11 protein-coding genes, 1 tRNA gene and 1 pseudogene are annotated in these 9,668 nt (G+C 40.6%); 4 read left to right on the top strand and 9 right to left on the bottom strand.

Annotation, left to right across the window (positions count from 1 at the left end):
* Positions 1-248: pseudogene (locus tag CYP05_RS10045) on the top strand (hypothetical protein); the annotation flags it as partial.
* A 73-nt stretch (positions 249-321) separates the two neighbouring features.
* Here the strand turns inward: CYP05_RS10045 and CYP05_RS09690 are convergent.
* Both CYP05_RS09690 and CYP05_RS09685 read right to left on the bottom strand, forming a co-directional pair.
* Positions 322-1,146, bottom strand: coding sequence for an adenylosuccinate lyase (locus CYP05_RS09690; RefSeq protein WP_103642779.1), 825 nt, complete (start codon positions 1,144-1,146; stop codon positions 322-324).
* A gap of 50 nt (positions 1,147-1,196) precedes the next feature.
* Positions 1,197-1,382, bottom strand: a complete 186-nt coding sequence (locus tag CYP05_RS09685; protein ID WP_087581907.1) for a hypothetical protein — start codon at positions 1,380-1,382, stop codon at positions 1,197-1,199.
* A 109-nt stretch (positions 1,383-1,491) separates the two neighbouring features.
* Here CYP05_RS09685 and CYP05_RS09680 point away from each other — a divergent pair.
* Positions 1,492-1,568: transfer RNA gene (locus tag CYP05_RS09680), tRNA-Arg, on the top strand.
* A gap of 41 nt (positions 1,569-1,609) precedes the next feature.
* Here CYP05_RS09680 and truA read toward each other — a convergent pair.
* From truA to glmU, 7 genes are read right to left on the bottom strand one after another with little or no spacing between them, the layout of a single operon-like run.
* Positions 1,610-2,341 (bottom strand): tRNA pseudouridine(38-40) synthase TruA, encoded by a 732-nt coding sequence (gene truA, locus CYP05_RS09675; protein ID WP_103642778.1) that lies wholly within the window; start codon positions 2,339-2,341, stop codon positions 1,610-1,612.
* A complete protein-coding gene (locus tag CYP05_RS09670) occupies positions 2,341-3,369 on the bottom strand; it encodes an LptF/LptG family permease (RefSeq protein ID WP_103642777.1) in 1,029 nt (342 codons plus the stop codon). The genes truA and CYP05_RS09670 overlap by 1 nt, the downstream gene beginning before the upstream one ends.
* Positions 3,362-4,150: a prepilin peptidase gene (locus tag CYP05_RS09665; RefSeq protein WP_103642776.1), complete on the bottom strand. Its 789-nt coding sequence runs from the start codon at positions 4,148-4,150 to the stop codon at positions 3,362-3,364. The genes CYP05_RS09670 and CYP05_RS09665 overlap by 8 nt, the downstream gene beginning before the upstream one ends.
* 7 nt (positions 4,151-4,157) lie before the next feature.
* A complete protein-coding gene (uppS, locus tag CYP05_RS09660) occupies positions 4,158-4,829 on the bottom strand; it encodes a polyprenyl diphosphate synthase (protein ID WP_103642775.1) in 672 nt (223 codons plus the stop codon).
* Between the two features lie 3 nt (positions 4,830-4,832).
* Positions 4,833-5,519, bottom strand: a complete 687-nt coding sequence (locus CYP05_RS09655) for a hypothetical protein (RefSeq protein ID WP_103642774.1) — start codon at positions 5,517-5,519, stop codon at positions 4,833-4,835.
* Positions 5,516-6,688: a bifunctional phosphopantothenoylcysteine decarboxylase/phosphopantothenate--cysteine ligase CoaBC gene (gene coaBC / locus CYP05_RS09650; RefSeq protein WP_103642780.1), complete on the bottom strand. Its 1,173-nt coding sequence runs from the start codon at positions 6,686-6,688 to the stop codon at positions 5,516-5,518. Before coaBC ends, CYP05_RS09655 begins: the two co-directional genes overlap by 4 nt.
* The gene (gene glmU / locus CYP05_RS09645; protein WP_103615244.1) at positions 6,675-7,985 is read right to left on the bottom strand and encodes a bifunctional UDP-N-acetylglucosamine diphosphorylase/glucosamine-1-phosphate N-acetyltransferase GlmU; all 1,311 of its coding nucleotides are present in this window, start codon (positions 7,983-7,985) and stop codon (positions 6,675-6,677) included. Before glmU ends, coaBC begins: the two co-directional genes overlap by 14 nt.
* A gap of 136 nt (positions 7,986-8,121) precedes the next feature.
* Here glmU and CYP05_RS09640 point away from each other — a divergent pair, with 136 nt between their 5' ends.
* Together CYP05_RS09640 and CYP05_RS09635 are read left to right on the top strand one after the other, a co-directional pair.
* The gene (locus CYP05_RS09640) at positions 8,122-8,889 is read left to right on the top strand and encodes a motility protein A (RefSeq protein ID WP_021086711.1); all 768 of its coding nucleotides are present in this window, start codon (positions 8,122-8,124) and stop codon (positions 8,887-8,889) included.
* A complete protein-coding gene (locus tag CYP05_RS09635; RefSeq protein WP_004318176.1) occupies positions 8,889-9,668 on the top strand; it encodes a flagellar motor protein MotB in 780 nt (259 codons plus the stop codon). Before CYP05_RS09640 ends, CYP05_RS09635 begins: the two co-directional genes overlap by 1 nt.

The following is a 9,668-nucleotide window of genomic DNA, read 5'->3' as shown; positions in this document are numbered from 1 at the left end:
TGGAGTATGCTATTTTTGGTCTTGGACGTGATGCTGACGTTAAAAAGAGTGTGTTTAAAGCACCGAGCGTTAGAACTGACGCAGCAGCTGGCGAAATGGCAGGGCTATTTTATTTATTGGCTAAAGGTGCGGAGTCGTATACTGCTAAAGATGCTAAAAGAGAAATATATAATATAATTGTTGTGAAGCTAAACGAAGATATTTTTAAAATAACAGCAAAAAAATTAGAAATAAAAAGAATTTTATAATGATGCAGCAATTTCTAGCAAAATAGCAAAACTATTATTTCATGATATATAGGTTTATATATGCATTAAACTACTAGCCTACCTTTATAAAATTCTCTTGGTTTTTAAAGAACGGTTTTAGCCCCTCGTAGGCTGTTTGGATCTTTTTAAATTTAGCGTTATACTCGTTTTTGATGCTTTCGCTCTTGCTTGAGTGCCTGTCTGGGTGATAAATTTTAGCAAGGGCTAGGTAGCTATCTCTTACAGCTTCGAAGCTATCGCTATTTGAGCAGCCTAAAATTTCAAAATTTTCTTCTAGTAAATTTGCCAAAGCGCTGAAGCGACTTTTAAATTTGGCTGAGTTTTGGATCTTGTAATTTCTTTTGAACTCTTTAAATTTGACTTCATTGTAGTTAAAATTTACTATAAATTTTAGATGTTCGCGTTTTGAAATGATCTCTTCAATCAAGTCAAAGTCGCTATCTTTTTTTATCTTTAGGCTAAATTTATGATTTTTCTCATCAAATTTAGACTCATTGCCTTTGAAATTTTGCAAAATGTAGCTAGCAAAAGCTCTTGGAGTGTTATTTAGCGTAAAGATCATCTCGTTATTAAAAAAATCGATGTCGATATTGTAGATGTTTGTCAGAGCATTTCTTTGCACTAAAGATAGTTTTATGGTTTTGTATTTTGCAAAGGTCACGTCAAGCTCGTTGCCCTGTTTTTCATAGAGTTTTTTTATAAATTTTAAAAAGCATTTTCGCTGCGGGATCTCGCTCTCTTCGTAAAAAGAGATGATCTTATCTTTGTTTGCTAGGGTTTTTGTGAAATTTTTACTTATCAGTGCGCGAAGCTCGCAAAAAAGAGCGTCGCTATCGGTTAAAATGCTTAAAGATTCTAAAGTTTGGGTTATATTCATGGGTTTCTCCATTCAAAATATCCCTATTTAAAGCAACTAGCGTTCCAAAGTTAAATTTTCCTGATATTGCTATCTTTTGTATATGCCAAAAATTCATCTCTTAGCTTTTGCTCTTTGTGTAAGATCGCTTCCTCTTTTGTATGAGAAATGGCCTCTTTTTGAGGCTTTTTCGCCACGCCTTGCTCTTTTGTAAGCTCTTTTTTGATCTCTTTTAGACTATCGAAAAAATCATTCATTTTTGCTCCTTTTGCTCAAAGGATTTTACTAAAAAGGTTATAAATTTAAAATGAATACAATCTCTTTTTAAGGAAAGTTTGGTTAATATCACAACTTAATTTTTCATGTGCGCTCGTAGCTCAGCTGGATAGAGCATTTGATTGCGGTTCAAAAGGTCAGAGATTCGAATTCTCTCGGGCGCACCATCCTTTTCTCCCCAAATTTTATTTTCAGACCACTTTTTAGATTAGTTAAATTTATAAAAAACTCTATTTAGATATAGCCCTTCAGCAGGTGCTGGTATGCGAGTTAGAACAGGACGTCCGTTTAGCGAAGCTTTTATGAGCTCGCTGCCGTCTTTTTGCTTTAGCGCCTTTAGTAAATTTGCAACCATGAGCCGCACCTGACCGCGCAAAAAGCCACTTGCTTTAAAAACGATGATAGTTTGTTCTTTGTATGCGTAGCAAAATGCTTTATAAATTTCTCGCACCGGGCTTTTCGTATCGCTTCCAGTTTTCATATATGCGCTAAAATCATGCTCACCAATAAAATTTCGCAAAATTTCATTTGCTTTTCTGGTATCAAATTTAGGCAAAAATACCTTGTAGTTTGAGCCAAAAACATCAAATTTACCGTGATCTATCACATATCTATAAGACCTTGCGACCGCGTCAAATCTTGCTTGAAAGCTATCATCCACCAAATTTATGCGTTTTATGTGAATGCTTGGATGTGCGTGGCGGTTTATAAGATCTTTTAGGCGATTTAAATCTTTAAAGTGATCGCCGCAAACGACGCTTGAGCTTTGGTTGTTTGCATGCACGCTTTTATCGGTGCGCGAGCTAGAGATCACTCTTTCAAAAATACCAACGTGAGCTAGGGCGCGCTCTAACTCATCTTCTACGCCGTTTTCATGTGGCTGGGTCTGCGAGCCTTGAAATTTCGAGCCATCGTAGCTGTAGATTAGCTGAATTTTCATCAGTATCTTCGTGTGATCTTGGCTTTATAAAGCAAGACGCCAGCTAGCAAAAATACGAAAAATATGAGCGGTATCGCAAGTGCTGGCTTTGATGAAAAGAGCATTATGAGCGTAAAATATCCAAACAAAACGCCAAAAGTGCCAACATAGACCATGCCCTTTTCATATCTATACGTGACGATGCCAAGGCTGATCGCAAAGAGCGTGCTAGCAAGCGGGAAGAGGGCCACTAGGACGTAGGTGCTAAGGTCTTTTCGGCGTTTATCGCTGCTAGCTGCATCCATCCAATACTCTTTGATGCTGCCAACGTCGCTTATCTCCTCGCTTTGGGCAGTTCTTATCTTCATTGATTTGAAGTTGCTTTGGTGATAAATTTCATCTCTGATGTCATACATTTTGCCCTCGTTTAAAGAGAGCTCTACACTTTGACCCACGTTTATGATCTTTGCGTTTTTGGCGGTTATTAGGCGCTGTGAGTCTTTGACAAAGGGGTTAAACATCACGATATCTTTGTAGGTTGTGCCATTTTTGTCTTCACTTTCACTGCCCACATAGACCATCCAGTCGGAGAATTTTTGTCCAAACTGGGTTGGCTTTAAATTTAGCTTAGCAACCGTCTTTTTATAGTCGATGAAATTTGCATTTAGCTGGGCGGCTATTGGTATCATGACGATGGCAACTACCAGCAAGGCAGCGCTTAAAAGGGCTGAAAAAGCTAAGAAAAATCTTGCGATCTTATTTGGCGAGCCACCAAGCGTAAAGATAACGATACTTTCATTCTCTTTTGATAGCCTAAAAAGTGTCATCGCAAGTGATACGAAAAACGCGATAGGCACGACAAAGAGTAGCACGCGTGGGAGCATAAATGAGTAGAGTTTAAAGAGCTCGCCAAAGCTGATCTCAATGTATGAGGTGATGCGCGCGACCTGGATAAAAAAGACGATCGACATGATCAAAAAAAGCGTACTAAATAGCGATGCGAACGTGCCTAAAAAGTTAAACAAAAGATATTTATTTACTCTACTCATAAATTAACCTTAAAATTTCTAAAATTTGCCCGTCAAAAGCGTAGGTGACAAGCAGTCCCAGGCTTAAAAATGGCACAAAGGCTAGCTCGTAACCCTTTTTACGAACGAGCGCATAGACTGGAAGCGTAAGAAGTGCGGCCAGATAGATCGCCACAAGGGCTAGTTTGGCTGGTAAAACAGCTCCGATGATCGCTGCGATAAAGATATCGGCACTTCCCATGGCTTCGCGCTTCATTGCAAAGCTCACGACAAATCTTAGCGCCCAAAATATAAATCCAAAAAGGAGTAAATTTAAAATTTGAGCAAAATTTCCTTTAAAGATAAAAAGTAGCAGGGCGTAGCCAAATGCAAAAAATAGCGCTGTAAAAAGAAGCGCATCTGGCACTGCTTTATACCTTATGTCTATGACGCTAAGGGCTAGTAGCATGATAAAGCAAAGCCCTAAAAATAGTGCATAAAACAAGGTTTCTACGCTTAAAATTTCGCCGCACTCTTTAAAAAAGCAGATCAGGAAAAGTAGTCCAGAGGCTAGCTCAACCAGCGGATAGACAAGGCTTATCTTTTGCTTGCAAAAGGCGCATTTGCCGCCTAAAAATAGCCATGAAAAAAGCGGGATATTGTGATAAAAATTTAGCTTGTGAGAGCATTTTGGACAGTGTGAGGCTGGGAAATTTATGCTTTCATTTCGTGGCAAGCGGTATATCAGCACATTTGAAAATGACCCCACGCAGATGCCAAAAACAAAAGCAAAAACAGCAAAAAATATGACCAAAATATCCATTATCTCACTAAACCCCGCCAAATCTTCGCTCTATATCTTTAAATTTAGCCACGATGCTTGCAAGCTCATCCTTGCTAAAGTCAGGCCAAAGTGTCGGCGTGAAAAATAGCTCCGCGTAGCTTGCCTGCCAGAGCATGAAATTTGAAAGCCTGCTCTCGCCTCCGGTTCTAATGAGAAGATCCACCGGCTCACTCTCATCAAGTGCCGCATTTAGGCTCGCTTCATTTATCTCGCAGCCTTTTAAATTTAGTTTTCGCACAGCTCTTATGATCTCATCTTTTGAGCCGTAGTTTATCGCTAAATTTAAAAGCAAATTTGTATTTTCTCTTGTCGCACTTTTGGTGATCTCTATCTCATTTTTTAGCTCATCGCTAAATGGCGAGATGTCGCCGATCGTGTTAAATTTGATCCCATTTTTTATAAAATCATCACGCTTTAAAAGAAGAAATTTCTTAAGCAAATTCATCAAAAAATCAACCTCTTTTTGCGGTCTTTTCCAGTTTTCGGTGCTAAATGCGTAAAGGCTTAAAATTTTCACCCCATTATCGATACAAAATTCGCACATATCGCTCACCACATTTGCCCCGGCCTCGTGCCCATTTGTCCGCAAAAATCCACGCTTTTTCGCCCAGCGTCCGTTGCCGTCCATGATGATAGCGAGGTGGTTAAGTTTGTTCAATGTCTAGCCTTTAAAGTCAATTATCTGCTCTTTTTTACTCCAAAGAGCGCTTACGTTTTGCACCACAACTGCGGCGCTGAATTCGCTTTTTAGCAAGCTTGCGACGTTGCTAAATGGAGTTGCGATCTCATATAAAATTTCATCTTTAAATTTAAAAATAAGCGGTGCAAAATTTGAAAAAACAAGAAAAACTCTCATCTCACTTGCCTCTTTTTTAAGCTGGAAAATGCCGTTTGTACCGCTATACGCAAATGGTATATGCACGACATTTTCTTGCAGAGCAAAGAGCATTTTTGCTAGTACTCTCATCTCATCTTTTGTTTTAACTTCGCTTAAGTTTTTAAATAAATAGCTGTAAAGACACGATAAATTCTCGTTTTTTACCAAATTTTCTATCAAATTTAGCCCGTCAGTCAAAACGTCCTCATCTAAAATTTTTGGTTTTTCGTATAAATTTTTTATGACGATGTTTTCGCCCTGACTATGCACCTCGCCCCAGTATCTAGAGCCTACGTTTAGCTCTTTTACGCTTTTTGTGTTTAAATTTCTATTTGCGAAATTTAAGATGTATCTGTTAAAGCCGACCTTTTGGCTCACCAAAATGCTAAGTGGCAGGGACGAATTTATCGCTACTAGCGGAGCTTGGCTGTTGTTTGCTATCTTTTGGACGCGCGAGATTTGCTCTATCATAAATTTGCCGCTAGCTCCACGATGCGCCCTGCGATCTCGTCTTTTGAGGCAAGCGGCAGCATGGTTTCGCCGCCCTTTGTAATGAAATTTACCTCGTTTTGCTCGCTTGCAAAGCCATTTTTCTCGCCCAAAATATTTAGACAAACTGCGTCAAGCGCTTTTTTCTCTAGCATCGATCTGGCGCTTTTAAGAGCGCTTTCGTTTGAAATTTCAAGCTTAAAGCCGATCTTTTTGCATTTAAACTCTTTTAAGCTCTGCAAAATATCGACATTTCTCTTTAGGCTTAAATTTAAGCTCTCCCCAACGTCCTCTTTTTTTATCTTGCCATCTATCTTTGTTGGTACAAAATCACTCACTGCAGCGCACATTACAAGTAAATTTGCACCCTCACACTCGCTCTTGCAAAGCTCTAAAAGCTCGCTACTTGAGCTAAATTTAAGGCACTTAAACGGCTCATTTGCGGTTTCAAAACTAGCAAGCAGTTTTACCTCCGCACCTGCGTAGTAAAAGGCTCTAGCCAAGGCTCTTGCCATCTTTCCGCTTGAGAAATTTGTAATGGCTCTAACATCATCTATCTTTTCGGTTGTCGCGCCGCCAGTTATCACCACCTTTTTGCCTGCAAAAAGTGGCTTGCTAAGCCTTTTAATAGCAGCTTCTACTATCACTTCAGGGCTTGCAAGACCGCCCTTGCCAACGTCGCCGCAAGCTAGAGTTTTAAGCACTGGCTCAACTACTAAAGCGCCGTTTTTCTTTAAAATTTCAAGCGAATTTTGCGTCGCGTAATGCTCGATCATATTGTTATTTGCAGCAGGGGCAACGACTAAAGGCACGTGTGAGGCGGCGATTAGCGTTTGCATAAAGACATTATCGCAGATGCCAGCTGTTAGCTTATTTATCGTATTTACCGAGGCAGGTGCGATGAGGACTAGATCCATTTTAGAGTAGGCTATGTGATTTACACCGTCTTGCCAGTTTTGCGTTTGTGAGCTTAAAATTTTATGCTCGCTTAACGCCTCAAAGCCGCTTACACTGCAAAATTCAAGCGCTCCGTCACTTAAAGCCACATAGACATCAGCGCTTTGCTTTTTAAGCAGTGATAAAATTTCGAATGCCTTGTAAAAGGCGATACTGCCGCAAACGGCAAGTAAAATTTTCTTATTTTTTAACATCGTCTTTGCCAAAGAATTTCTCAAAAAAGCCGCTTTTGTTCTCTTGGCGACCTCTGCTGATGGCTAATGCACCGCTCTCAACGTCTTTTGTGATGGTGCTGCCAGCTGCGATGATGACGTTATCAGCGATATTTACAGGGGCAACTAGCTGCGTATCTGAGCCAACAAAGACGTTTTTGCCGATCTTTGTTTTGTATTTTGCTTTGCCGTCGTAGTTGCATGTGATCGTACCACAACCGATATTTGTGCCACTTTCTATCTCGCAGTCGCCAAGATAGCTCAAGTGTCCAGCTTTTACGCCGTTAAGAACGCCTTTTTTAACTTCGACGAAATTTCCTATGTGCGTGTCAGAAATTTCAGAATTTGGCCTTATGTGAGCTAGTGGGCCGATGTCTGAGTTTTTGATGACGCTGCTTTCGATAACCGATGAGCTTTTGATGATGCTCTCTGTGATGACGCACTCGCCAAGGATACTGACATTTTCTTCGAGCACGCACTCGCCTTCAAATTTAGCCCTGCTGTCTATGAAAATGCTCTCAGGCATGCGCATCAAAACGCCAGCTTTCATCAAATTTTGCTTGATCTCATCTTGCATTATTTTTTCAGCGATGCTAAGCTGAAATTTATCATTTATGCCCATGAAATTTTGCTCATTAACATTTACTGCAACGCACTTTAAGCCCTTTTCGTTTGCTATTTTTATTGCATCAGTTAAGTAGTACTCTTTTTGCGCGTTTTGGTTGCTTATGAGCGGTAAAATTTGCTCTAGCGCCTCGCGTTTAAAGCAGTAGCAACCAGCATTTACGCTTTTTATGGCAAGCTGCGCTTCGCTCGCATCTTTTTGCTCGACGATGGCCTCAACTTTGCCGTTTTTTATGATAACTCTGCCATAGCCAAAAGGATTTGCCGCTTCAAATGAGCTCATAACCACGTCTGCTTCAGCGTTTGCTAGGCGCATAAGATCAGTTGATCTAACAAGTGGCATGTCGCCGCAAGTGACAAGCACCTTTTCACCGCTTAAATTTACGCCTTTTATCGCGCCAGCAGTGCCTGGGAAATTTGCTAGATCTTGCTCGAAAATTTTAGTTTGAGGGAAAATTTCTTTTATCTTTTTGCTAATTAACTCTTTTTCGTAGTGAAGCACGACGCTAACGTCATTTGTGATCGCATAAGCTTGCTTTAAGATATGAATGATCATTGGCTCGCCACATAGCTCAAATAGCACCTTTGGGCGTTTTGATTTCATCCTGGTACCAAGACCAGCAGCTAGGATTATGATTGAAGTATTATTGTTCATTTTTAAGCCTTTTAACGTTAAAAATTTCGCAGATTGTAGCAAAAAATGGCAAACATTTTTTTTAATTTAACGATTGTTTCAACAAAAAGCTAATAAAATAGCAATTCTTAAGAATTTATAAATAAAGCGAGTTTAAATGGATTTAGGAACCGTCGTCGGCTGGGTTTTGACCCTTGTGCTTTTGTTTGGATCAATGGCGATAGGCGTTGGTATAGGACCATACATCGATATCCCTTCTGTGATGATCGTTTTTGGTGGTACTATCGGCGTTATGATGGTTGGCTTCAAGATGGAGACGCTTAAAGGTATCGGTAAATTTTATGGTGTTGCTGTTAAGCCATCAGTTGTTGTAAATTTACCTGAGACTATAAAAAAGGTAGTTGATTACTCAACCAAAGCTAGGCGAGATGGCATTTTGGCACTTGAGAGCGAAGTAAATAATGAGACAAATCAGTTTTTAAAAAAAGGGCTTTCAATGGCGGTCGATGGCAATGAGCCAGATGCGATCAGGGCGCTTTTGGAGATCGATATAGATCAAACTAGCACAAGGCATGCAAATAACATCAAAATTTTCGAGCAAGTAGGCGGTTTTGCAGGTGCGATGGGTATGATCGGAACGCTCATTGGCCTTGTTGCGATGCTTCTAAATATGTCAGATCCTAGTGCGATCGGTCCATCTATGGCGGTTGCCTTGCTTACGACACTTTATGGTGCGATGATAGGTAACATCATCGGCTCGCCTGTTGCAAACATTCTCTCGATCCGCGATGCTGATGAGGCACTTGAGAAGCAAGTCATTTTAGAGGGTATCATGGCGATACAAGCAGGGGACAACCCAAGAACGCTTGAAGCTAAGCTTTTAGCATTTTTACCTCCAAAAGATAGAAAAAGTCAGTTTGAATAATGGGTAAATTAATAAAACCAGAAGAGTGCCCAAAGTGTATGCCTGAGTGGCTGGCTGCCTTTGGTGACCTTATGTCGCTCCTACTTTGCTTTTTCGTTTTGCTCCTTTCTATGGCGACGATGGATGCTAAAAAGATGGAGGCTGCTGTTGGCTCACTAGCTGGTGCGCTAAGCGTGCTAGAGGGTGGCGCAAGACCAGATAGTCAGGTAGAAAAAGAGACAGACCCTGAAAGCAGACGCACTCCAAAGCCAAAAGCTCAAAAAGGCGCTCAAAACGAGGTCACTTCAACTGTTAAAAAGATAAATGAGCTACTAACGGCTAGCGGGGCACCTGAGATCACGATGGAGGAGAGCGAGGATGGCTTTATCGTTAGGCTTCCAGCTGCGATGCTCTTTGACAAAGATAGTGCTGAAATTTCTGGCGAGGATGCAAAGCTCTTTTTAAAGCGAATAGGCATGATCATAGCCAAAATGCCAAATGAGGTAAAAACAGATATCATCGGATACACTGATAATACAAATCCAAGCAAAGACTCTATATACAAAAACAACTGGCAGCTCTCTACCGCAAGAGCGCTAAGTGTGCTTGAAGAGCTAGTTAGCGATGGCGTACCACAAGAGAGGCTTATCACTTCTGGCAGGGCCTCTTTTGATCCGATCGCTAGCAACAGCACAGACGAGGGCAGAGCTAAAAACAATAGAGTGGAAATTCACTTCGTCTCACTCGAGCCAAAAAATAAAGAGGCTACTAAGAAAAGTATCCTTGATACGAGGAATTAG

Origin of the sequence: Campylobacter concisus (genome assembly GCF_002913545.1) — a bacterium.
Classification (GTDB): Bacteria; Campylobacterota; Campylobacteria; order Campylobacterales; family Campylobacteraceae; genus Campylobacter_A; species Campylobacter_A concisus_AV.
This window is presented reverse-complemented; position numbering and strand designations above follow the sequence as displayed.

Excerpts from the sequence above, each read along its gene's own strand:
- CYP05_RS09690 (WP_103642779.1), bottom strand. The coding sequence starts at position 1,146 with ATGAATATAACCCAAACTTTAGAATCTTTAAGCATTTTAACCGATAGC.
- CYP05_RS09685 (WP_087581907.1), bottom strand. The coding sequence starts at position 1,382 with ATGAATGATTTTTTCGATAGTCTAAAAGAGATCAAAAAAGAGCTTACA.
- truA (WP_103642778.1), bottom strand. The coding sequence starts at position 2,341 with ATGAAAATTCAGCTAATCTACAGCTACGATGGCTCGAAATTTCAAGGC.
- CYP05_RS09670 (WP_103642777.1), bottom strand. The coding sequence starts at position 3,369 with ATGAGTAGAGTAAATAAATATCTTTTGTTTAACTTTTTAGGCACGTTC.
- CYP05_RS09665 (WP_103642776.1), bottom strand. The coding sequence starts at position 4,150 with ATGGATATTTTGGTCATATTTTTTGCTGTTTTTGCTTTTGTTTTTGGC.
- CYP05_RS09655 (WP_103642774.1), bottom strand. The coding sequence starts at position 5,519 with ATGATAGAGCAAATCTCGCGCGTCCAAAAGATAGCAAACAACAGCCAA.
- coaBC (WP_103642780.1), bottom strand. The coding sequence starts at position 6,688 with ATGTTAAAAAATAAGAAAATTTTACTTGCCGTTTGCGGCAGTATCGCC.
- glmU (WP_103615244.1), bottom strand. The coding sequence starts at position 7,985 with ATGAACAATAATACTTCAATCATAATCCTAGCTGCTGGTCTTGGTACC.
- CYP05_RS09640 (WP_021086711.1), top strand. The coding sequence starts at position 8,122 with ATGGATTTAGGAACCGTCGTCGGCTGGGTTTTGACCCTTGTGCTTTTG.
- CYP05_RS09635 (WP_004318176.1), top strand. The coding sequence starts at position 8,889 with ATGGGTAAATTAATAAAACCAGAAGAGTGCCCAAAGTGTATGCCTGAG.